Origin of the sequence: Cyanobium sp. ATX-6F1 (assembly GCF_047395825.1) — a bacterium.
GTDB lineage: Bacteria > Cyanobacteriota > Cyanobacteriia > PCC-6307 > Cyanobiaceae > ATX-6F1.
Window position 1 is genome coordinate 224147 of sequence record NZ_JBCEBF010000003.1, and the last position, 22413, is coordinate 246559.

Below are 22413 nucleotides of genomic sequence, written 5' to 3' on the forward strand. Positions count from 1 at the left end.
TTCCCTGCCCACCCCGATGGCCGCCCTGCGCCCTGGCCTGCTCTGGAGTTACCTCAGGCCCCACCGCCGGCAGCTCCTGGTGGGCGTGGTGGCGCTGCTGGTGGTCAACCTGCTGAGCGTGGCGATCCCGCTGATCGTGCGCAACGCGATCGATGGGCTGAAGGTGGGATTTGCCCTCAACGATGTGCTGCGGCAGGCCGGGCTGATCGTGGTGCTGGCGACGGTGATGGGCGGCGCGCGGCTCTATTCACGCCTGGTGGTGTTCGGCGTCGGGCGCCAGGTGGAGGTGACCCTGCGCCAGCGGATCTTCGATCACATGCTGCTCCAGGAACCGGGCTGGGTGCAGACCACCGGCAGTGGCGAGGTGATCAGCCGCGCCACCAGCGATGTGGAGAACGTGCGCCGGCTGCTGGGTTTCGCCGTGCTCAGCCTGAGCAACACCGCCCTGGCCTACGCCTTCACCCTGCCGGCGATGCTGTTGATCGATCCCTGGCTGAGCCTGGCGGCCCTGGCGATCTACCCGGTGATGATCTCGGTGGTGCGCCTGTTCGGTGGCCGGATGATGGGCCAGCAGCGACTCCAGCAGGAGGACCTGGCCCGGCTCAGCGACCTGATCCAGGAGGACCTCTCCGGCATCAGCGCCATCAAGATCTACGGCCAGGAGGCCACCGAAGAAAAGGCCTTCGCCGAGCGCAACGGCCGCTACCGCGATGCCGCCCTGCGGCTGGCCCGCACCCGCAGCACCCTGTTCCCGTTGCTGGAAGGCATCTCGGCCCTGAGCCTGCTCCTGCTGCTGGCCCTGAGCAGTGGCCAACTGGAGAACGGACGGCTCAGCATCGGCGACTTGGTCGCCCTGATCCTCTACGTGGAGCGACTGGTGTTTCCCACCGCCCTGCTGGGGTTCACCCTCAACACCTTCCAGACGGGCCAGGTGAGCCTGGAGCGCGTGCAGAGCCTGCTCAGCCGCCAGCCAAGCGTGCAATCGAGCCCCACACCCGTTGCACCCAACCCTGAGGGTCAGGGGGTGCTGGAGGCCCGGGGTCTGGAGGTGCGCTATCCGGGGGCGAGCCGGTCGGCCCTGGCGGGTGTGAGCTTCCGGCTCGAGCCCGGTGAACTGGTGGCGGTGGTGGGCCCGGTGGGCTGCGGCAAGACCACCCTGGCCCGGGCCCTGGGGCGCATGGTGGAGGTGGACCCGGGGCAGCTGTTCCTCGACGGGGTCGATGTGACCGACCTCTCCCTCGACGACCTGCGCCGCAGGGTGGCCCTGGTGCCCCAGGAGGGCTACCTGTTCACCGCCACCCTCGCGGACAACCTGCGCTACGGCGATCCCCAGGCGGGCCAGGCCCGGGTGGAGCAGGCCGCCCAGGACGCCCGGCTGGAGGGCGACATCAAGGGTTTCCCCGACGGCTACGCGACCCTCGTCGGGGAACGTGGCATCACCCTCAGCGGCGGCCAGCGTCAGCGCACGGCCCTGGGTCGGGCCCTGCTGGTGCGCACGCCGTTGCTGGTGCTCGATGACGCCCTCGCCAGCGTCGACAACAACACCGCCGCCGAGATCCTCCAGTCGGTGCGTTCCCAGCAGGGGCGCACGATCCTGATGATCAGCCACCAGCTCTCGGCGGCGGCCGCCTGCGATCGGATCCTGGTGCTCGAGGAGGGACGCCTGGTGCAGCAGGGTCACCACAACGAGCTGGTGAGTGTGCCGGGCACCTATCGGCGGCTGTGGGAACGCCAGGAGGCCGAGCAACAGCTGCAGGCGGTTTGAAGCCTCCCCCAAGACACCTGGACGCGGGTTCACGGGCGTTTTTGCCTAGGCTCCTGGGTGGCTCACGAGCGGGATCGATGGCGGTGATGGACGAACGTCATGCGGTGCTGGGCACGCCCCTGCGCTCAGCGCTGCTCCCCGGCCAGGGGGAGGTGCTGTTCGGTTGCGGTTGCTTCTGGGGAGCCGAAAAGGGCTTCTGGCGCTTGCCGGGAGTCGTGACCACGGCGGTGGGCTATGCCGGCGGCACGACCACCAACCCCACCTATCAGCAAGTCTGCTCCGGTCGCACCGGCCACAGCGAAGTGGTGCGGGTGGTGTGGGATGAAGCACATATCGATTTCAGCGATCTGCTCAAGTTGTTCTGGGAATGCCACGACCCCACCCAGGGCAATGCCCAGGGCGGTGACGTGGGCAGTCAGTACCGCTCGGCGATCTACACCTCCAACGACAAGACCCTGGCCCTGGCCGAAGCCAGTCGGGCGGCCTATCAGGTTCTGCTGAGCGCGGCCGGGTTCGGGCCGATCACCACCGAGATCGCCTCGGGGAAGACCTTTTACTTCGCCGAGAGTTACCACCAGCAATACCTGGCCAAACCGGGCAGCCGGCCCTACTGCTCGGCTCAGCCCAGCGGCGTCAGCCTGGGCGATTTCAGCTCCGCCCACTACCAACTTCCCGCCAGCGTCTGGTCCCACTACGACTGGTCGGTGTCCCACTGCATCCTGCGCGGAGACAACGCTCCGATCGCGCTGAGATGAGCCCAAGGCCCCACCCGCTCAGACCCCCGAAGACCGCCAAGACCGTGGCCCGCAACACTCGTCCGTGCCAAGCCTTCCCAACCCGGCTGCGCTGGCCCCTTTTCGCCACCTCTTTCTCGGCGGCCCTGGTCCCGCTGCTGGCCGCCCCTGGCCTGGCCATGACCTCCCCCTGGTGGGAGGACTACGCCATCAAGACCCGCTACCTCTGCCGGGGCGAGGGGGTGTTGGTGGTGGAACGCAACGACGCCCAGGCCTCGATCATCTCCGGGCGCTTCCGCACCACCCTGTTTCGGGAGAGCTCCGATCTGGCCGGGCTCCGCTACAAGACCAGCGAGGGCATGCGGCTGATCCTCAACGGCGATGAACTCACCATTGAACAGCTGCCCCAGCGGGTGCAGTGCCTGCGCACCGAGGAGGTCTGAACGGCCATGAACCATCCCGAACCACTGGGTGACCGCCAGGTGATCCTGGGGGTGGTGATCACCCTCGGACTCGTCTTCGCCCTGGTGTTCTGGTACGTGCGCCTGCAGGGACCCAGCGAGTCGCCCTTCCTCTGGCGTTCGCCGGCCCCAACGCCACCCGCCCGGCTCAAAGGTGGGCCCGTCGCTTCTTTGCCAGCAGCGCCAGCAGCTTCTCCGCTTCGAGATAGACGAACAGCAGCAGGCTGAAGCCCAGGCACACGCCCAGTTGCTCGAGATCGAGCCACTCGGTACCAAAGAATCTCGCCAGGGGAGCCACGTAGATCAGCGCCATCTGCAGCCCACTGGTGAACACCACCGCCAGCAGCAGCCAGGGGTTGGAGAAGGGCGGCACCTGCACCAGGGGAAGGTCGCTGCGTGCCGTGAGGGCATGGCCCATCTGGGCCAGGCAGAGGGTTGTGAACACCATTGTTTTCCAGGGCCACTGCTGTTGAACGGCCAGGGCCATCAGGGCGATGGTGAGCGCCGCGAAGATCACCCCGATGCGCAGGATGTAGTTACCCAGGCCTCGGGCGAAGATCGATTCCCCCGGCCTGGCCGGTAGACGTTTCATCAGCAGTTGATCCCCAGGCTCCAGCGCCAGGGCCAGGGCCGGCACCCCGTCGGTGACCAGGTTCATCCAGAGAATCTGCAGGGGCGTGAGCGGCACCCCGGTGAGGCCCAGCAGCGGCGCCGAGGCGATCGTGATCAGTTCGCCCACATTGCTTCCGAGGATGTACTTCACGAAACGTCGGATGTTGGTGTACACCAGCCGCCCCTCTTCCACGGCGCTGACGATCGTGGCGAAGTTGTCATCGAGGAGCACCATGTCGGCCGCCTCCTTGCTCACTTCGGTGCCGGTGATGCCCATGGCCACACCGATGTGGGCCTGCTTGAGCGCCGGGGCGTCATTGACCCCATCTCCCGTCATCGAGACGATCTCCCCGCGGGCCTGAAGCGCCTTCACCAGGCGCAGCTTCTGCTCGGGCGCCACCCGGGCGAAGACGCTGCAACGGCCCAGCAGCTCCTTGAGCTGGTCCTCATCGAGGCGGGCCAGATCACTGCCCTCGGTGACCGGATCGCCGGCCGCGCAGATGCCCACCTCCTGGGCGATCGCCAGGGCCGTGAGCGGGTGATCGCCGGTGATCATCAACGGTCGGATGCCCGCCTGGCGGCACACCGCCACCGCCTGGAGCACCTCCCGGCGCGGGGGGTCCATCTGGGCCACCACCCCCAGCAGCACCAGATCCTCCAGGGGCTGCTCGGGGCCGATCGGGTGGGGCGACGCCGCCAGCGCCAGGAGCCGCAGCCCCTGACCGGCGAGTTCGTCGAACTGGGCACGCCACCAGTGGCGCAGAGCCGGATCCAGCGGGGCCGTGCCCCGGGTCCAAGCCAACGGTTGCAACTGGAGAGCACCACCTCAGGGGATCCCTTGAGGATCAGCAGCTGGCTGGAGCCGCGGGCCACCTCCCCCAAGGGCGCCTGCAGGCTTCCGTCTGGGTCGCTCACCCAGACCGCCATGGACTGACGCTCGGAGCTGAAGGGAATCTCGGCGCAACGGGGATGGCGTTCCCGAACGGCAGAAGCTGTCGAGGCCGGCCTTGGCCGCCGCCACCAGCAGGGAACCTTCGGTGGGATCGCCGATCACCTGCCAGGTGCCATCCGCCTCCCGGTGCAGCATGGCATCGGAGCAGAGCAGCGAGGCCGCCAGCAGCAAGCCCGGATCCTGCGACGGGGGCCTTGGCCGTGGCCCTCGGGCGGAACCAGGGGGCGGTGGCTGAGGGTTCCCGTGGGCTCGTAGCCCTCACCGCTCAGATCGATCGCTTCGAAGCCGACTCGCAGCTGGCGCACCACCTGGCGGTTCTGGGTGAGCGTGCCGGTCTTGTCGGAACAGATCACCGTGACCGAGCCCAGGGTCTCCACCGCCGGCAAGCGCCGGATCAAGGCGGCGCGGCGCACCATGCGCTGGGTGCCGATCGCCAGGGTGACCGTGATCACCGCCGGCAGGCCCTCGGGCACGATCGCCACGGCCATGCTCAACGACACCTCGATCAGGTTGAGCATCGGCTGACCCAGCAGCCAGCCCAGCAGCAACACCACGCCCACAAGTGTGAGCGAAGCGATCACCAGCACATGACCCAGCCGGTTGAGGCGGTCCTGCAGGGGTGTGGTCTCCTCGCCCGCCGTATCGATCAGCTGGGCAATCTTGCCCAGTTCGGTGCCCATGCCCGTGGCGGCCACCACAGCCTGGGCGCGGCCGCGCACCACTTCGGTGCCCTGGAACAGGCAGTTGCGCCGCTCCAGGATCGGCGTTTCCCCGGGCAGCACCAGATCGGTTTGCTTGTAGACCACCTCCGCCTCACCGGTGAGGGCGGCTTCGCGCAGACCCAGGTCCACGGCCTCGAGCAGGCGGGCGTCAGCGGGCACCCGATCCCCCGCCTCCAGTCGGATCACGTCACCGGGCACCAGCTGTTCACTGGGAAGCTGCTGCCAGCTGCCATCGCGCAACAGCTGCACAATCGGTTCGCTCAGCTCGCGCAGGGCCAGCAGGGCCTCCTGGGCCTTGCTTTCCTGCAGGTAGCCCAGCACCCCGTTGAGGCCGACGATCAGGGCGATCGCGATCGCGTCCTTGGGAAATTTCTGCTCCAGGTGGGCCACCACCGCCGCGACGATCGCCACGGCGATCAGCATCAGCAGCATCACGTTGCTGAATTGATCGAGCAGGATGCGCCACTGGCTGCGTCCCGCCGCCGCCTCGATGCGGTTGGGGCCATGGAGTGCCAGCCGTTCGCCGGCTTCGGCCGTGCTCAGGCCCCCGGCCCTGGAGTCGAGCCGGACGAGCGCCTGCTCCACGTTGACGTCGTGCCAGGCAGCGGTGGAAGAGGCGCTCAACGGAGGGGAGACGATCGGGCCGGCGGAACCCTAAGCAGGAGCGCATGCATTGACGGCCCCGGGGCGCCAGAGGGTCGGCAACACCCATGGCAGGTGCCAATCTGTGCCGAAGCATGGAAACCACCGGTTCCGTCCCCGCCATCGCCCCGACGCCCCCAGACCCGACGCCCCCCGAGCCCAGGCTCAGGCCACCAGGCCAGAGGCGCCAGTTGCACCCCTGCCCAAGGGACTGGTGGAGCTGTATGGCCTGCTGGCGGTGCTGTTCGTGCTGGTGCCTGAATGGATGGCGGGCAGCGCCCTGGTGAGCTTCCGCGACAACCGCAGGGGTTCGGATCTGCCGGTCACTTCGATGGCCTGGCGAAGGCTGCCGGAACTGCGGCTGGCGGCCCTCGACCTGGCGGAGTTACGCGAATTGGGGGCCCAGATGCGGATCTGCGGCTACGGCCGCCTGAACCGTGAGCGGTTGACCGCACGCCTGCTCAAGCGCATCAAGCGGCAGCAAGGCCAGCTGCCCAGGGGCTCGAAGGGGCTGTGATAGCTTCCATCTCGCCGGGGCGTAGCGCAGCTTGGTAGCGCACCACTTTGGGGTAGTGGGGGTCGCAGGTTCAAATCCTGTCGCTCCGATTCACTGACGTTCGTTAGCAACGAAATCCACAACTTTCGCTTCACTGCCGGCCTCCCCAGCCGGCTTTTTTGTGGCTCATGCCAGGCGGGTGATCACCCCGTAGCGAGTCAGCCAGCGGTTCACCCGGGGCCTCAGGCGCGGCGGCACCTCCTGCAGCAACTGAGAAAGTTCCAGGGCCCCCAGCCGGCGCAGGTCGCGCACGTCCACATGCCAGAGGGCTTCGGCCTCTCGAATCAGCCGCGCCCAGGTGCGGCTGTCCTGCCAACGGCGCACGCGGGCCCTGCGGCCGAATGATGGGCCGAACGGGGGTCCAATGCGCCGGCGGACCCGCGGCAGCAGGGGAGGGGTGGCCATGGGTGGGCCTGCGACGTCTCCAGCATGGGAGCGCCAGAGGGATCTGGATGGAAACCTCCAGGCAACTTCCCATTGCTGAAGCAATTGCGATCGGTCCGCTGTACCCCGGCACTGAAGACCTGGCCTCAGGCACTGCGCCGCTGGTCGGGCTCAAGCTCGATCGGCAGCACCTCAAAGGCCAGGGCCGCCACCTCCCGCTCCGACAGCCTGCGGGTCCAGGCATTCCTGACGGGCTCATTCCAACGGAATCCCGCCTCCCGGGCCCGGTGGCGCTCGTCGTAGGAGACCTTGGCCTTGTAGAGGCGACGGGGCTCCAGGGCCACCTGCAGCAGAGCTTCCAGATCGCTCCGGCGCTCGAACACCTGGGCGAGGTAGGTGCAGTCGGTGAGGGCTCGGTGGGCCGCCCAGACGGGGATGCCATGGGCCAGGGCAAGGTCCCGCAGGGAGGGCTGGGGCCGCAGGTGCAACTCGGCGGGCCAGCGGATGTCATCCATGCTGCAGATCCAGGGTTTCCCGATGGCGGCAAGAAAACCGTGGCCAAACCACTGGCGATCGAAGCTGGCGTTGTGGGCCACCACGGCGTCGGTCGCTTCCACCAAGACCTCGAAGGCATCCCGCAGGGGCTCCCAGGGCTGATTCAGGCAGCTGACGGCAGCGGGGATGCCGTTGATCGATTCGCAGGGGTTGCTGGCGCAGGGGAGCAAAAACGAGACCTGACCGAGCACCGCCCTGGGGCCCACCGCAAAAAGGATCGCCCCCACCTCGATGCAGGTCCCCCGGCTGGGATCGAGGCCTGTGGTTTCGGTGTCGAGGATCAGCAGCCGCTCGGGCACCGAAGCTGAGGGCTCGCTTCCGGCCAAGCGGGGCAGAGCGACGCTGCGGGAACGGGGAGCTGGGGCTGGCTCCAGCGGCCCAGGGGCGAGTGGCTTCCCCAGGCTGGCCAGGGCCTTGCTGAGATCAGCTTCGAGGTGATCCTGGGAGGAACGCGCCGTTGGCTCACCCCAGAGGGGCAACTGGCCATCAGCCGGATCTCCCACTTCGTTGGCCATCAACGCGACCTGGTTGCCTTCATGGTCTCAGAGTTGGCAAGGTTTCAGCCAGGCGAACAGCTGAGCGATCTGCCGAGCCATGGGGTGAACTTCTTAGGCTGGTGCCAACTGCACCATCCCGGTGGCCCCAGCCCTGAAGGTGGGCGATCCGATCCCGCCGATCGCCCTCACCGACCAGAACGGCCTTGAGCGCCGCAGCGATCAGTTGAACGGCCAACCGCTGGTGCTGTTCTTCTATCCCAAGGACGACACCCCCGGTTGCACCGCCGAGGTCTGCGCCTTCCGGGACCGCCACGCCGAACTCGAAGCCCTCGGCGCCCAGGTGTGGGGCATCAGCGGCGATGACGCCGCCAGCCACGGCCGCTTTTCCCAGCGCCATGGGCTGCCCTTTCCCCTTCTGGTGGATCGGGGCAACGCCCTGCGCAAGGCCTTCGGCGTGCCCAGCGTGCTGGGGCTGCTGCCCGGACGGGTCACCTACGTGATCGATGGTGGCGGCGTGGTGCGCCATGTGTTCAACAACCTGCTGGATGGCGCCGCCCACGCCCGCGAAGCCCTGACGGCGCTGGGGGCGCTCCAGGTTTGAACCGCCCCCAGCGACCCAGGCGATGAGCGGCTGGCAGCAGCAGGTGCCGCTGTGGTGCCTCACTCCGCGGGAGCCGATCGGGCTGGTGGAGTTCATCGGCGGCACCGGCCTGGCGCTCACACCCCAGCTCAGCTACCGGCGCCTGCTGGAGGCCCTCGTCCGCCAGGGGGCCCAGGTGCGGGCCTGGGGTTATGTGCCCGGCTTTGATCACCAGGCCCAGGCGAATGAGGCCTGGCGTGCCTTCCGCCAGGCCAGGGAGAGGCGGCCGCCCCGTTCAGGGCTGGCGCCCCTGCGCATCGGCCACAGCCTGGGCTGCAAGCTGCACCTGCTCGCCCCCGATGGCGGCCGCAACTGCGCCGGCCTGGTGGCCCTGAGCTTCAACAACTTCGCCGCCGCCAGCTCGATTCCGCTGCTCGGAGAGTTGGCCCCGCGGCTGGGACTGAGCAGCGAGTTCAGCCCTTCGCCGAACGAAACCCTGCGGCTGATTGCCAGCGGCTACGGCCAGCGCCGCAACCTGCTGGTGCGCTTCAGCCGTGATGCCATCGACCAGAGCGAGGAGCTGCTGAGCGTGTTGCGACGGCGGCCGAACGACAACTCCCGGGTGCTCGATCTACCGGGCGACCACCTCACCCCCGCCAGCGCCGGTGTGCGCCAGAACCTGCTGGGCAGCTGGGCCGATGATCCGGAACGTGTACGCCAGATGCGGCAACTCTGCGAACGGCTGATGCGTTGGTGGCAGGAACCCGAAGTATCCAAACCTCGCAACGAATCCAACGAATCAGCCGAGATCGATTGACAGCCTTGGGTTCGCGCCACAGGGTGTACGGGATTCACCTGTCTTGCTGAAGGTTCCATGGCCCAACCCGTTGATGCCTTCGTTTCCGGCTGGCAACGTTCGTTCGAATATGAGGGCCGCTCCACCCGAGGCGACTTCTGGTGGTTCGTCCTCGCGAATTTCATCGTGTCGTTGGTCCTCGCCATCGCGACCAACGCGGTCAGCCAGCTCGCGGCGCTCTACACCCTCTATTCCATCGCCGTGATCGTCCCCTCGATCCCCCTGACGGTCCGTCGTCTGCGGGACGCCGGCAAGCACTGGGCCTGGATCTTCATCTCCCTGATTCCACTGATTGGCCCGATCTGGCTGATCGTGCTGCTGGTGCAGGCCTCGGTGGGGGCCGTGGCCGGCTGAGGGCGCGGGGGCCTGGAGGGAAAAGCCGGGCCCGCTCAGACCCGCAAGGAATCCAGCACGCTGCGGTCCTCCAGGGTGCTGGTGTCGCCGCTCACTTCTTCGCCCGCCGCCAGGGAGCGCAGGATGCGGCGCATGATCTTGCCGCTGCGGGTCTTGGGCAGGGCATCGGAGAAGCGGATCTCATCGGGGCGGGCAATCGGGCCGATTTCTTTGCCCACGTGCTTCTTGAGCTCGGCAGCCAGGGCCCCATCGCCCACACGGCCGGTTTCCAGGCTGATGAAAGCCACGATCCCTTCGCCCTTGAGCTCATCGGGGCGGCCCACCACGGCCGCTTCGGCCACGGCGGGGTGGCTCACCAGGGCCGATTCGATCTCCATCGTGCCCAGCCGATGGCCTGAGACGTTGATCACGTCGTCGACCCGGCCCATCACCCAGTAGTAGCCGTCGGCATCGCGGCGGGAGCCATCGCCGGCGAAGTAAAGCCAGCTGCCATCGGCCGGGCGGATGTGCTCCCAGTAGCTGCGGCGGAAGCGGTCGGGATCGCCGTGCACGGTGCGCATCATTCCGGGCCAGGGGCGCCGCACCGCCAGGTAGCCCCCTTCATCGACCCCCACGCTGTTGCCGCTGATGTCCACCACGTCGGCGGAGATGCCGGGCAGGGGAAGGGTGGCGGATCCGGGTTTGGTGGGGGTGGCCCCGGGCAGGGGGCTGATCATCACGCCGCCGGTTTCGGTCTGCCACCAGGTGTCCACCACCGGGCAGCGGTTGTGGCCGATCACCTCCCGGTACCACATCCAGGCCTCGGGGTTGATCGGCTCTCCCACCGTGCCGAGGATGCGCAGGGAGCCCATGTCGTACTGGTCGGGCACCTCCCGGCCGTTCTTCATGAACGCCCGGATCGCCGTGGGCGCGGTGTAGAAGATCGTGACCTTGTGCTTCTCGATCACCTCCCAGAAGGCCCCGGGCTTGCTGGGGCGCGGGGCTCCCTCGTACATCACCGTGGTGGCGCCGTTCGAGAGCGGGCCGTAGACGATGTAGCTGTGGCCGGTGATCCAGCCCACATCGGCGGTGCACCAGTGGATGTCGTCCTCGCGCAGATCGAAGATCCACTGGAAGGTGAGCTGGGCCCAGAGGTTGTAGCCGGCGGTGGTGTGCACCACTCCCTTGGGCTTGCCGGTGGAGCCGGAGGTGTAGAGCACGAACAGGCGGTCCTCGCTGGCCATCGGCTCGGCGGGCGCCTCGGGGCTCTGGGGTTCCACCAGCTCATGCCACCAGTGGTCCCGGCCGCTGGTGAAGCCCACCTCTTGGCCCGTGCGGCGCACCACCAGCACATGCTCCACCGATGGGCAACCCTCAGCGAGGGCCTGATCCACCGCCGGCTTGAGCGCCACGGGCTTGTCTTTGCGGAAGCCGCCATCGGCGGTGATCACCGCCTTGGCCGAACCATCGATCAGCCGGTCCCGCAGGGCCTCAGCGGAATACCCCCGAACACCACCGAGTGGGGGGCGCCGATGCGGGCGCAGGCCAGCATGGCGATCGCCGCCTCGGGCACCATCGGCATGTAGAGCGCCACCAGGTCGCCCTTGCCGATGCCCAGGGAGCGCAGGGCATTGGCGGCCTTGCTCACCTCCGCATGGAGCTGGCGGTAAGTGAAGGTGCGCACGTCCCCCGGCTCCCCCTCCCAGATCAGCGCCGTCTTGTCGGCGCGGGGGCCATCGAGATGGCGATCGAGGCAGTTGTAGGAAACGTTGGTGGTACCGCCCTCGAACCAACGGGCGAAGGGCGGGTGGCTCCAATCGAGCACCTGCTCAAAGGGTGTGAACCAGTGCAGCTGCGTGCGGGCCTGCTCGCCCCAGAAGGCGTCGGGGTCGGCCTCCACCCGGGCCACCAGTTCCTGGTAGGCCGCGAGGCTGCCGATCTGGGCTGTGGCCGCGAGCTCCGCGGGGGGCGAACACCCGTTGCTCCTGGAGCACCGATTCGATCGTGGCCTCGCTCATCCATCTGCTGCACCGATCGCCCATTCAAGCCAGCGACCGTCCCGGGCGCCCAGGGGGAGACGGATGTTGAAGGTTGCGGCCTCAAGGCCAGGAGGTGGGCTGGGAGGATGGCCCGATGAGCCGGCCCGCCGCCTGTCTGTTTGACCTCGACGGTCTCCTGCTGGACACCGAGCCCCTGCATGGCCGCGCCTGGCGGGAGGCGGCCCGCCATTTCGGCGTGGAGCTGGCCCACGAACAGCTGCTGGCCCTGCGGGGTCGCCGGCGCGATGACAACGCCCGCCAGGTGCGCCGCTGGATCAAGGCGGGCGAAGCTCCGTCCCCCACGCCGGAGGAGCTGTTGGCCGTGCAACAGCCGATCGCCAGGCAGTTGCTGCCCCAGGCCAGTGCGATCGATGGCGCGGCGGAACTGCTCGCCCGCTGCCGGGAGCTGGCCATCCCCATGGCCCTGGTCACCAGCAGCAGCCGTGAGGCGGTGGCGCGCAAGGCCGCTCCCCACCCCTGGCTGGGGCTGATCGAGCTGCGGGTGCACGGGGACGACCCTGAACTTGGGCAGGGCAAGCCCGCTCCGGATGGTTATCTGCTTGCGGCCCGGCGCCTGGGGGTGCCGGCGGGCGATTGCTGGGCCTTCGAGGATTCTCCGGCCGGGGCCCGCGCTGCCCATGAGGCCGGCTGCCAGGTGCATGTGCTCGCCGGGGATCTTGATGAGGGGGCCTTTCCTGCGGGGGTGCGCTTGATTCGCAGTCTTCGGGAGGTGGAGCTGGCCTAGGCGCTCCCCCACCGCTGAATGTAGGCAGAGGAGGCTGGCCTGGGCCGCACGTTCAATCCCCCTGAACGTATGGAGACTCACGATCACCCAATCCAGCAGCATTTGCTGAGCGCAGGGAACCTCGTCCAAGTCATTCCAATCGCTCGCTCACCATCCAGCGGCCCTAGTTCCTAAAGCATGACCAAGAGGCACCACTCACCCGGCTGGTGAGCAACCCCGCCGAGACCTCTGCCGCGGAACGACCCCCGAGAGCCTCATATGCCCCCTAAATGCCTCCCATTGGCGCACGGATTTAACGATCTGTGCCTTTGGCTACAAGCCCAGTGCCGCGATCGCCGGACTCTGACCAAGCCCGTTTATCGATCAGTTCCTGCAAAGGGGCGTTGATGATGCGAAGGACCCAACCCTTTTCCAACTGGAGCGCCGCCCTCACGGCCGGCCCCTCTGCTCTCGAAACATTTGACAGCTTCCGCCTCAGATTCATGGCGGGAGTGGAGAACCCTCACCTGCGCCGGTTCGCCGTGGTCCTCCTGGCCGCCGGTGCCCTGGTGATGCCACTGATGGCCGGCGCCGCCAAGGCAGCGCTCACCAAAGTCCCCACCGATGGGGCCGACAACCTGCTGATGTTGGTCGGCTCGGCCCTCGTGCTGCTGATGACCCCGGGGCTGGCGTTCTTCTACGGGGGCTTCACCCGGGCCAAGAACGTTCTGAACTGCATGATGATGAGCTTCTTCCTGATGGGTCTCATCGGGGTGCTCTGGGTGGTGATCGGCTACAGCCTCGCCTTCGGAGTCGGATTCGGGAGTCCCTTCATCGGTGGCCTCGAGTTTTTCATGCTCAATGGGGTGGGTGGTCCCCTCGGAGATGCTCCCCTGGCCGATGGTTTCGCCATCAGCGCCACCAGTTTCGCCCTGTTCCAGGGCATGTTCGCGATCATCACCCCGGCTCTGATCAGTGGCGCTCTGGTGGAGCGCATCAGTTTCAAGGCCTGGTTCTGGTTCTGCCTGTTCTGGAGCCTGTTGATTTACTCCCCCATGGCCAAGATGGTCTGGGGAGGCGGCTTCCTCGGCTGCTTTGGCATCGGTGCGATCGATTTCGCCGGCGGCACGGTCGTGCACATCGCCTCCGGTGTGTCCGCCCTCGTTGCGGCCGCGATCATCGGCAAGCGCACCAACTGGCCCGAGCAGAAGAGCCCACCCCACAACGTGCCCTTCATTCTTCTGGGTGCAGGCCTGCTCTGGTTCGGCTGGTTCGGCTTCAACGGGGCCAGCATGTTCGCCTCCAAGACGGCCGGTTACCCCTTCCTCACCACCACCACCGCGGCTTCGGCGGCCCTGCTCACCTGGTGCCTGCTGGAATGGTTCCTCGATGGCAAGCCCACAGCCGTGGGTGCGGCCACCGGAGCTGTGGCGGGCCTGGTGGGGATCACTCCCGCCGCTGGCTTCGTCTACATGGGGCACTCGATCATCATCGGTGCTCTCACGGCTACGGCCTGCCTGATCGCCGTGAGGGTGAAGATGGCGATCAAGTTCGATGATTCGCTGGACACCTTCATGGTCCACGGCGTGGGCGGAACCATCGGTGCCTTGCTGACGGGGGTGTTCGCCGTCTCGGCCCTCGTTCCGGCGGACTACTTCCCCAAATCTGCCGAAGTCATGGCAGCCGGCGGCAACCTGGGGCTGTTTGTGGTTCAGCTCAAAGCTGTACTCATCACCTACGGATTCGTGGGTATCGGAACGGCTGTGATTCTCTTGATCCTTGGAGCGATCATGCCGCTCCGGATTACTCCCGAAGAGGAGGATCGTGGTGTCGACTACGTGCTGCACGGTGAAGAGGCCTACGACCCGATGGCCTACTGACCGCCGTTGGTCATCAAGCCCTTCAACTGCGCCCCCGCCCAGGCGGGGGCATTTTCATGGCCTCCACCCCAAAGCGCGAGATCTCAGCAGCGACCGAGCAGGGATTCAGAGGCGATGGACCACTGATTCAGGAGCTCAATACAGGCGGCTGAGCACGAAATCAGGCAGGGCCAGCAGGGCGCTGCGGGATTCAGAGGGAGCCAGCCAGGCCAGGGTGCCGGCGGCCTCACGGGCGAATTCTTCAGCCAGAGCCCTTGAGCGCTGGATGGCACCGGAGCCGCGCACCAGCTCGAGGGCTTGCTCCAGATCGCCGGGCTCACAGAGCTCCCGTTCGATCAGGCCCGCCAGGGAGGGCCGCTCTTCGAGGGCATAGAGCACCGGAGCCGTGAGGTAGCCGGTGGCCAGATCGCTGGCGGCCGGCTTGCCCAGCTGCTGGTCACTGCCTGTGAAATCGAGGATGTCGTCGACCACCTGGAAGGCAAGACCCAGCTGGCGGCCGAAACGGTAAAGATCGTCGAGCTGGTCGGCGGGAAGTCCGCTGAGCACACCGGCGGCCCGGGCGCTGTTGGCGATCAGTGAGGCGGTCTTGCAGTAGCTCTTGTCGAGGTAGGTGGCGAAGCTCTGACCCGTGTCGTAGCGGTAGAGGCCCTGGCGCACTTCGCCATCGGCGAGATCCATGATCACCCGCGAAAGCAGCTTGACCACCTCGAGATCGTCGAGGTTGGCGAGGTGCCAACTGGCCTGGGCGAACAGAAAGTCGCCCGCCAGAACCGCCACCCGGTGATTGAAACGACTGTGAACCGTGGCCACACCCCGACGGGTGGAGGCCTCATCCACGACATCGTCGTGGACCAGGGAGGCCGTGTGGATCATCTCGGTGATCTCGGCCAGGCGCCGGTGGCGCGGGCTCAGCTCCCCATCGGGTGCCAGGGCGCGGGAGAGCAGCAGCACGATGCCCGGGCGGATGCGCTTGCCTCCGGCGCTGAACAGATGCTCGGCGGCCGCCTGAAGAATCGGGTGGCCGGCACCGATGAGGTTGCGCAGGTCACTGAGCAGGGTCTCGAGGTCGGCTTCGACCGGCTGGAGTAACTCTGCGACCGTTGCCATGGACCCCTCCGGTCCGCCGATCCTAGAAGGCCCGGGAAAGCGACTGCAGGGACACCTGCTCCACGGTTGGTCGCTGGCCCAGCCAGGGGGTGGCGGCGCTGGCGAAGCTCTCGGCGCAACCGGTGACGCAGAAGCGGCCTTGGCCAACCGCCTCGAGTTGGTGGGGACGGCTGGGCCCAGGGCCCTGGCCATCAAGCAGCGCCTGCAGCCGTGCCACGGCGGCGACGGCGGGATCCACCAGCAGCACCTCTTCTGGCACCAATTGGCGCAGAAGCGGCCCCAGCAAGGGGTAGTGGGTACAGCCGAGCACGATCGCCTCCACCCGCGCCTCCAGTAGCGGCTGCAGGTAGGACTGGGCCGCTTGGATCAATCGTCGGTCCCGCAGGTTTCCCGCCTCGATCAGGGGCACGAACTCCGGGCAGGGCACCTCCAGCACCAACGCACCCTGCAGGTGGTGGCGGATGGCCCGGCCGTAGGCACCGCTCGCGGCCGTGGCCGGGGTCGCCAGCACCCCCACGCGCTGGCTGCGCAGTTGGGTGGCGACGCTGTCGATCAGGCCGTAGACCGGCACTCCGGCCTCATGCACGGCCACATCAAAGGCCAGGGCATTGGAGGTGTTGCAGGCCATCAGCAGGGCATCTACCCCTTCGGCCCGCAGCCAGGCCACCACCTCCGAGGCAATCGCGCGTATCTCCTCGGGTGAGCGTTGGCCGTAGGGCACCCGGGCCGTGTCACCGAGGTAGAGGAAGCGCTGCTGCGGGTGTCGCACCAGGAGTTGGTTGAGCACGGTCAACCCCCCAGGCCGCTGTCAAAGAGCCCCAGCAGCAAACTCACTGTCCGCCCCTGAGGTAGTTGAGCAGGCCCGTGGCGATCGCCAAGGCCAACCTGCGGCGGTGCTGCCCGTCCGCCAGGCGCGGTGAATCCAGTTCACCGGTGACGAAGCCCATCTCCACCAGCGCCGCCGGCATCACGGTGCGGCGGATCACGAAGAAACGACCCTGGCGCACCCCGCGGTCAGGGCTGCCGGGGGAGACCGCCAGCACCTCCTGCTGCACCGAGGCCGCCAGGCTGCGGGCACTGGCACTCTCGAAATAGAAGGTCTCGATGCCATTCACATCCGGCCGCGACATGCTCAGGGCGTTGGCGTGGATGCTCAGAAAGATGTCGGCGCCGCTGCTGTTGGCGAGCGACACCCGCGGCGGCAGGTCCACATCCACCTCGCTGGTGCGCGTGAGCAGCACCTGAACCCCCCGCTGCTGCAGCAACTGGGCCACCTGCAGGCTGACATCGAGCACCACATCGGTTTCGCGCAGGCCACCGATGCCCACCGCCCCAGGATCTGGACCGCCATGGCCCGGGTCGATCACCACCTTGAAGAGCCCCCGGGGCACCCCCGGCAGCCCGGCCGCCGAGGGGTCGGGCCGCTGGTCCAGCGGGGCACGGGGGTGCGCCAGCTGGCGGTGGGGGCCACCGGGGTCGGGGCATCCAGGTCACCTTCGCCGATGGCCTGGAATCCACTGGCCGCCAGCCCTTTGAACTCAAGACGCCAGCGGTCCCGGGCGGTGCCTTCGAGCTTGAGCTCACGGGGATCCAGCTCAGTGCCGGGGGCAAACTCGAGCACCAGCCGGGTGCTGTTGGGGGTGGGTTTGCCGATGCGCACCTCCCGCACCACCCCGCCCGCAGGCAGGGTGCGGGTGCGCAGGGGTGCCCCAGGCAGATCAATCCAGATCCGGGGCCCCAACCCGCCGCGACCGGCTTCATAGAACGCCTGGAGGGTGATGTCAGGGGAGGTGCGCAGTTCCAGCACCCCTCGCGGCTCAAGCGCCAGGCCGACAGGGCACTGGCCGCCATCGCCGGCAGGGCGGCCACCAGGGAGGCCCACTGCAGACCCACACCGAGAACGAGGGCGGGCAGAACCCTCAACAGCCGGGCGCACCCCATCGCCGGCGTCAGAACAGCGCCGGGCGGCGGTGCTGGAGGCTGGGCATCACGGCTCGAACCCGCTGGAGATGGGCCACGTCGATCGGTGCCACGGCCAGACCCGGGGTCACGCCGGCGTCGGAGAGCACCGTGCCCCAGGGGTCGATCACCATGGCGTGGCCATGGCTGTGGCGCCGGCCGTAGTGCACCCCGGTCTGGGCGGGGGCCAGCACATAGACCGTGTTTTCGATCGCCCGGGCCTGCAGCAGTACCTGCCAGTGGTCCTTGCCCGTGAAGGCCGTGAAGGCGGCGGGAATCATCACGAGATCGGCGCCGGCTCCAGCCAGGTGGCGGTAGAGCTCAGGAAAGCGCACGTCGTAGCAGATGGACAGGCCGATGCGGCACAGACCCGGAACGTCCACCACAGGCGGCAGGTCGTGGCCCTGCTGCACCGTCTCCGACTCCCGGTAGGTGTTGCCGTCGGGCAGATCCACATCGAAGAGGTGGATCTTGTCGTAGCGGGCCAGCAACTGGCCGTCCTTGCCCACCAGCTCGGCGCGGTTGAGGGTGAGGCGCTCCCCGCCGGCACGGGGTAGCCGCCGCCGAGCAGCGTCACCTGATAGCGGCGGGCCATGGTCACCAAAACCGCTGGCTGCGCTCGGCCAGGGCCGGGGCCTGCGCCAGCCGCTGTTCGTCCTCGCCCATGAAGGCGAAATTCTCCGGCAGGCCCACCAGCTCCGCGCCACGGCGGGTGGCCAGTTCGATCAGCTCCTCAGCGGCGGCGAAGTTGGCGTCCGTGTCCGGGCCGGAGGTGAGCTGCAGAGCTGCCGCCAGGAAGCTGGTCACCGCTGAAGAGGCCTGAGTGGCGGCACTGTAAGGGACCTCTCTCAGGCCGCCTGGAGCACACCGGGCTCCACCTGGGTGGGCACCACCTGGAGGCTGTCGATCGCCGCGCAGCAAACGAAATCAGCGTCGTGGTTGCCCAGGCGGATCAAGCGCTGGCCATGGCTGGAGGCCCGCAGACAGGTTTCAGGGTCAAGGCGCCATTGCTGCCAGAGGGCCAGGGCGGCCAGCATTTCATCGTTGCCGAAGCTGACGCCCACGTGGGGGGCCACCGCCAGCTCCATGGCCGCCGAGGCCACCGCGCCGGCGGCGAGGGAATCCTCCAGGGAATAATCACCCTCCCAGCCACTGCCCACGATCCAGACGCGCCCACAGCCCCGCTCGATCAATCGCCGTGCCGCGGCTGCCCGGTTGGGCAGGCAGGCGGTGAGCAGCAACGGCACCTGCCGCACCCGATCGAGGGAACGGGTGCCGTTGGTGGTGCTCATGAAGATGCGTTTGCCCCCCACCACCTCCGGGGTGACCGCGATCGGCGAATTGCCCAGCTCGAAGCCCTCCAGACGCGCACCGCCGCGCTCGCCGGCCCGCAGACGCCGCTCGGCGGGCCAGGCTTCGGCAGCCGCCTGCAAAGCCTCCAGGTCGGCAAAGGCCTGCACCGCCTCGGCGCCGTTCGCCAGCGACCAGGCAATGGTGGTGGTCGCCCGCAGCACGTCGATCACGACGGCGGCATCGGGAGCCGGGCCGGCGCCATCGGCGGGCACGAGCTCGGAGGTGGGGAAATAGGAGATCTGCACGAACGCACGCCAGGGCCGCGTGCGCCACAGTAGGCAGCACCGGTGGGACACGAATGGGCGGGCCACGGACGCGGCGGGCGAGCCGCGACCTGCGCGGGTTCCTGGAGCTGATCGAGAGCCGCGGACAGCTGCGCCGAATCAGCGCGCCGGTGGATCCCAACCTGGAACTGGCCGCCATCGCCGACCGGGTGCTGGCCCGTGGCGGACCGGCGTTGCTGTTCGAAAATGTGCTCGGCTCACCGATGCCCGTGGCGGTGAACCTGCTGGGCACCGTGGAACGCGTGCTCTGGTCGATGGGCATGGAGCGGCCCGAGGAGCTCGAAGAGCTCGGCAGCCGCCTCGCCCTGCTCCAGCAACCCAAACCGCCCAAGGGCCTCAAGGAAGCCGCCCGTTTCGGCGGTGTGCTCTGGGATCTGATTCGCTCCCGCCCCGACCGGGACCTCACCCCCCTGCCACCAGCAGGTGTTCAAGGGGAGCAGGTGAATCTGGACGCCCTGCCACTGCTGCGCCCCTGGCCGGGCGATGCCGGAGGTGTGATCACCCTGGGGCTGGTGATCACCAAGGATCCCGAAACCGGCGTGCCCAACGTGGGGGTCTACCGGCTGCAGCGCCAGTCGGCCCAGACGATGACCGTGCACTGGCTCTCGGTGCGGGGCGGCGCCCGGCACCTGCGCAAGGCGGCGGCGCTTGGAAAAAACTGGAGGTGGCGGTGGCGATCGGGGTGCACCCGCTGCTGGTGATGGCGGCGGCCACGCCGATCCCCGTGCAGCTCTCGGAATGGCTGTTCGCCGGGCTCTACGCCGGCGAGGGGGTGCGGCTGGCGAAGTGCAAGACCCTGGACCTGGAGGTGCCCTCCCACAGCGAAGTGGTGCTGGAGGGCACGATCACCCCCGGGGAGCAGCTCCCGGATGGGCCCTGTGGCGATCACATGGGCTTCTACGGCGGCGCTGAGCTCTCACCGCTCGTGCGCTTCAACTGCGTCACCCAGCGGCGCGATCCGATCTTCCTGACCACCTTCAGTGGCCGGCCCCCCAAGGAAGAGGCGATGCTGGCGATCGCCCTGAACCGCCTCTACACCCCGATCCTGCGCCAGCAGATCCCGGAGATCATCGATTTCTTCCTGCCGATGGAGGGGCTGAGCTACAAGCTGGCGATCCTTTCGATTGACAAGGCCTACCCCGGCCAGGCCAAACGCGCGGCGATGGCCTTCTGGAGTGCCCTGCCCCAGTTCACCTACACCAAGTTCGTGGTTGTGGTCGACAAGAGCATCGCCATCCGCGATCCGCGCCAGGTGATCTGGGCGATCAGCGCCCAGGTGGACCCCCAGCGCGATCTCTTCGTGCTGGAGGACACCCCTTCGATTCGCTCGATTTCGCCAGCGAACGCCTGGGCCTGGGCGGCCGCCTGGCGATCGATGCCACCACCAAGATCGGCCCGGAGAAGCGCCACGACTGGGGCGAGGCCCTCTCGCGCCCACCGGAACTGGAAGCCCAGATCGACGCCCGCTGGGTGGAACTGGGGCTGGCGGATCTCGATGGGATCGAGCCCGATCCGGCCCTGTTCGGCTACGCCCTTGAGCACGTGCTGGAGCGGTTGGCGGCGCGGGGCTGAGCGGAGCTGATGCTGCGCAAGCGCGCCCTCTACGCGATCAAGGCCCTGCTGGAGCTGGCCCGCGATCCCCAGCGCTGGCAATCGGTGAACCAGCTGGCCCAGGCCCAGCAGTTGCCGGCACCGATGTTGGAGCAGTTGCTGCTGAAGCTGCGCCGCGCCCAGCTTGTGGAGGCCCGCCGCGGTCGCAGCGGCGGCTACCGGCTGGCCCAGCCGGCCCGCCAGGTGCGGCTGGCGGCGATCCTGCTGGCGGTGGAGGACGGCGTGCGACTGGGGGAGCCAGGCACCATGGCCGAGAGCGAGCTCCCAGGGATCTCCAGCGAGGCCCTGGCCGGAGATCGGGTGCTGTCGGCGCTGCAACGGCGGCTGAGGCGGGCCCTGCAGCGGGAGTTGGAGGCCCTCAGCCTGGAGGAGCTGCTGTTCGACCTGCGCAGCTGGCAGGAGAGCCTGCGGGAGGACGGTGGCCTGATGGTGGGCTGAAAGGGCCCCTGGGTAACCTCGCCCCCTCTGCCCCATCGCTGTCCATGACCCTCGAGCTGGGATCCACCACCGCTCGCAGCCTGCGGGGATCGGTGCGCGTGCCGGGCGATAAATCGATCTCCCACCGGGCCCTGCTGTTCGGGGCGATCGCCGAGGGGAGACGCGCATCGAGGGGCTGTTGCCCGCCGAGGACCCCCTGAGCACCGCCGCCTGCCTGCGGGCCATGGGGGCGGACGTGGGGCCGATCGTGGCGGGCGAACCGGTGCTGGTGCGCGGGGTCGGGCTCGATGGCCTGACTGGAGCCGGAATCGATCCTCGACTGCGGCAACTCCGGCACCACCATGCGCCTGCTCCTGGGGCTGCTCGCGGGTCGATCAGGTCGCCACTTCGTGCTCACGGGCGACGACTCCCTTCGCCGGCGGCCGATGGCGAGGGTGGCCATTCCCCTGGCGGCGATGGGGGCCACGATCGCCGGCCGCGCCGGCGGCAACTACGCCCCCCTGGCGATCCAGGGCCGCCGGCTCCACGGCGACACGGTCACCACCCCGGTGGCCTCGGCCCAGGTGAAATCGGCCCTGCTGCTGGCCGCCCTCACAGCTGATGGGCCCACCACCGTGATCGAACCCGCCCGCTCCCGCGACCACTCCGAGCGGATGCTGCGCGCCTTCGGGGCCGACCTGGAGGTGGGCGGCGAGGGGAATCGCAGCGTGATCGTGCGCCCCGGGGCGGTGCTGCGTGGCCAGCACGTGGTGGTGCCCGGCGACATCAGCTCGGCCGCCTTCTGGCTGGTGGCCGGGGCGATCACCCCCGGCGCTGATCTCACGGTGGAGAACGTCGGCCTCAACCCCACCCGCACGGGGATCCTGGAGGTGCTTGAGCAGATGGGAGCGGCGATCGAGATCCTCAACCCCCGCCAGATGGCCGGTGAACCTGTGGGCGATCTGCGGGTGAGCCATGGCCCCTTGAGAGCCTTTGCCATCGAAGGTGATCTGATCCCCCGCCTGGTGGATGAGATCCCGGTGCTGGCGGTGGCCGCCTGCGTCGCCGAAGGGGTCTCGACAATCCGGGGCGCGGAGGAACTTCGCGTGAAGGAAACCGATCGGCTGGCGGTGATGGCCCGTCAGCTCGGGGCGATGGGCGCCCGGCTCGAGGAGCACCCCGACGGGCTCACGATCAGCGGCGGCGTGGCGCTCCGGGGCGCTGAAGTGGACAGCGAAACCGACCACCGGGTGGCGATGAGCCTGGCGGTGGCGGCCCAGATCGCCTCCGGCACCAGCCGCCTGCGGCGCAGCGCGGCGGCGGCGGTCTCCTACCCAGGCTTCTGGGATGACCTCGCCCGGCTCCAGAGCTGAGCCCAGGCTGGTTCGAG

At 68.3% G+C, this 22413-nt stretch carries 19 protein-coding genes, 1 tRNA gene and 5 pseudogenes; 13 read left to right on the plus strand and 12 right to left on the minus strand.

Annotated features, from left to right (window positions below; translation table 11 throughout):
- Positions 1-16 precede the first annotated feature (16 nt).
- The 3 genes from AAF143_RS12635 (at position 17) to AAF143_RS12645 (ending at position 2942) form a co-directional block, all read left to right on the plus strand.
- Positions 17-1765: an ABC transporter ATP-binding protein gene (locus tag AAF143_RS12635; protein ID WP_255007682.1), complete on the plus strand. Its 1749-nt coding sequence runs from the start codon at positions 17-19 to the stop codon at positions 1763-1765.
- Positions 1766-1851: 86 nt separating this feature from the next.
- Complete coding sequence (msrA, locus tag AAF143_RS12640; RefSeq protein ID WP_255007684.1) at positions 1852-2520, plus strand: peptide-methionine (S)-S-oxide reductase MsrA; 669 nt, start codon at positions 1852-1854, stop codon at positions 2518-2520.
- Between the two features lie 44 nt (positions 2521-2564).
- A complete protein-coding gene (locus AAF143_RS12645) occupies positions 2565-2942 on the plus strand; it encodes a hypothetical protein (protein WP_414027126.1) in 378 nt (125 codons plus the stop codon).
- A gap of 166 nt (positions 2943-3108) precedes the next feature.
- Here AAF143_RS12645 and AAF143_RS12650 read toward each other — a convergent pair whose 3' ends face one another.
- The 3 genes and pseudogenes from AAF143_RS12650 to AAF143_RS12660 all read right to left on the minus strand — a co-directional run bounded on the left by AAF143_RS12650 (position 3109) and on the right by AAF143_RS12660 (position 5870).
- The gene (locus tag AAF143_RS12650) at positions 3109-4383 is read right to left on the minus strand and encodes a cation-translocating P-type ATPase (RefSeq protein ID WP_414027127.1); all 1275 of its coding nucleotides are present in this window, start codon (positions 4381-4383) and stop codon (positions 3109-3111) included.
- Between the two features lie 50 nt (positions 4384-4433).
- A pseudogene (locus tag AAF143_RS12655) lies at positions 4434-4616 on the minus strand (hypothetical protein); the annotation flags it as partial.
- A 6-nt stretch (positions 4617-4622) separates the two neighbouring features.
- Positions 4623-5870: an HAD-IC family P-type ATPase gene (locus AAF143_RS12660; RefSeq protein WP_414027128.1), complete on the minus strand. Its 1248-nt coding sequence runs from the start codon at positions 5868-5870 to the stop codon at positions 4623-4625.
- 232 nt (positions 5871-6102) lie between these two features.
- Here AAF143_RS12660 and AAF143_RS12665 point away from each other — a divergent pair, with 232 nt between their 5' ends.
- Complete coding sequence (locus tag AAF143_RS12665) at positions 6103-6405, plus strand: hypothetical protein (RefSeq protein WP_414027129.1); 303 nt, start codon at positions 6103-6105, stop codon at positions 6403-6405.
- 15 nt (positions 6406-6420) lie between these two features.
- A tRNA-Pro gene (locus tag AAF143_RS12670) sits at positions 6421-6494 on the plus strand.
- A 76-nt stretch (positions 6495-6570) separates the two neighbouring features.
- Here AAF143_RS12670 and AAF143_RS12675 read toward each other — a convergent pair.
- Both AAF143_RS12675 and AAF143_RS12680 read right to left on the minus strand, forming a co-directional pair.
- Positions 6571-6810, minus strand: a complete 240-nt coding sequence (locus AAF143_RS12675; protein WP_255007762.1) for a hypothetical protein — start codon at positions 6808-6810, stop codon at positions 6571-6573.
- A gap of 164 nt (positions 6811-6974) precedes the next feature.
- Positions 6975-7898, minus strand: coding sequence for a 3'-5' exonuclease (locus AAF143_RS12680; protein ID WP_255007688.1), 924 nt, complete (start codon positions 7896-7898; stop codon positions 6975-6977).
- Positions 7899-8019: 121 nt separating this feature from the next.
- Here AAF143_RS12680 and AAF143_RS12685 point away from each other — a divergent pair, with 121 nt between their 5' ends.
- Genes AAF143_RS12685 through AAF143_RS12695 form a run of 3 tightly spaced genes read left to right on the plus strand, consistent with a single transcriptional unit; the run spans position 8020 to position 9670 of the window.
- On the plus strand, positions 8020-8481 hold the full coding sequence (locus tag AAF143_RS12685) for a peroxiredoxin (protein WP_255007690.1): 462 nt from the start codon (positions 8020-8022) through the stop codon (positions 8479-8481).
- 22 nt (positions 8482-8503) lie between these two features.
- Positions 8504-9277, plus strand: a complete 774-nt coding sequence (locus tag AAF143_RS12690; protein WP_255007691.1) for a DUF1350 family protein — start codon at positions 8504-8506, stop codon at positions 9275-9277.
- A 57-nt stretch (positions 9278-9334) separates the two neighbouring features.
- Entirely contained in the window at positions 9335-9670 is a 336-nt protein-coding gene (locus AAF143_RS12695; RefSeq protein WP_255007693.1) for a DUF805 domain-containing protein, read from the plus strand.
- 35 nt (positions 9671-9705) lie between these two features.
- Here AAF143_RS12695 and acs read toward each other — a convergent pair.
- A pseudogene (gene acs, locus AAF143_RS12700) lies at positions 9706-11667 on the minus strand (acetate--CoA ligase).
- Between the two features lie 115 nt (positions 11668-11782).
- On the opposite strand from acs, the gene AAF143_RS12705 reads away from it, so the two are divergent.
- Complete coding sequence (locus AAF143_RS12705) at positions 11783-12433, plus strand: HAD family hydrolase (protein WP_255007696.1); 651 nt, start codon at positions 11783-11785, stop codon at positions 12431-12433.
- 482 nt (positions 12434-12915) lie between these two features.
- Positions 12916-14292 carry an ammonium transporter gene (locus tag AAF143_RS12710; RefSeq protein WP_255007698.1) on the plus strand — a complete coding sequence of 459 codons (1377 nt, stop codon included), beginning with the start codon at positions 12916-12918 and terminating at the stop codon, positions 14290-14292.
- Between the two features lie 135 nt (positions 14293-14427).
- On the opposite strand, the gene sds is transcribed toward AAF143_RS12710, so the two are convergent.
- The 6 genes and pseudogenes from sds to AAF143_RS12740 all read right to left on the minus strand — a co-directional run bounded on the left by sds (position 14428) and on the right by AAF143_RS12740 (position 18956).
- The gene (gene sds / locus AAF143_RS12715) at positions 14428-15399 is read right to left on the minus strand and encodes a solanesyl diphosphate synthase (RefSeq protein WP_255007700.1); all 972 of its coding nucleotides are present in this window, start codon (positions 15397-15399) and stop codon (positions 14428-14430) included.
- Positions 15400-15421: 22 nt separating this feature from the next.
- Positions 15422-16186 carry a glutamate racemase gene (gene murI / locus AAF143_RS12720; RefSeq protein ID WP_414027499.1) on the minus strand — a complete coding sequence of 255 codons (765 nt, stop codon included), beginning with the start codon at positions 16184-16186 and terminating at the stop codon, positions 15422-15424.
- 43 nt (positions 16187-16229) lie between these two features.
- Positions 16230-16790, minus strand: a complete 561-nt coding sequence (locus AAF143_RS12725; RefSeq protein ID WP_414027130.1) for an N-acetylmuramoyl-L-alanine amidase family protein — start codon at positions 16788-16790, stop codon at positions 16230-16232.
- On the minus strand, positions 16763-17206 hold the full coding sequence (locus tag AAF143_RS12730; RefSeq protein ID WP_414027131.1) for an AMIN domain-containing protein: 444 nt from the start codon (positions 17204-17206) through the stop codon (positions 16763-16765). The genes AAF143_RS12725 and AAF143_RS12730 overlap by 28 nt, the downstream gene beginning before the upstream one ends.
- Before the next feature lie 142 nt (positions 17207-17348).
- Positions 17349-18165, minus strand: a pseudogene (locus tag AAF143_RS12735) (carbon-nitrogen hydrolase family protein).
- Between the two features lie 41 nt (positions 18166-18206).
- A complete protein-coding gene (locus tag AAF143_RS12740; RefSeq protein WP_255007704.1) occupies positions 18207-18956 on the minus strand; it encodes a 2-phosphosulfolactate phosphatase family protein in 750 nt (249 codons plus the stop codon).
- Between the two features lie 53 nt (positions 18957-19009).
- Here AAF143_RS12740 and AAF143_RS12745 point away from each other — a divergent pair.
- The 3 genes and pseudogenes from AAF143_RS12745 to aroA all read left to right on the plus strand — a co-directional run bounded on the left by AAF143_RS12745 (position 19010) and on the right by aroA (position 22396).
- A pseudogene (locus AAF143_RS12745) lies at positions 19010-20567 on the plus strand (UbiD family decarboxylase).
- 9 nt (positions 20568-20576) lie between these two features.
- Positions 20577-21044 carry an RrF2 family transcriptional regulator gene (locus AAF143_RS12750; protein ID WP_255007706.1) on the plus strand — a complete coding sequence of 156 codons (468 nt, stop codon included), beginning with the start codon at positions 20577-20579 and terminating at the stop codon, positions 21042-21044.
- A 44-nt stretch (positions 21045-21088) separates the two neighbouring features.
- A pseudogene (gene aroA, locus AAF143_RS12755) lies at positions 21089-22396 on the plus strand (3-phosphoshikimate 1-carboxyvinyltransferase).
- The last annotated feature ends 17 nt before the right edge of the window (positions 22397-22413 follow it).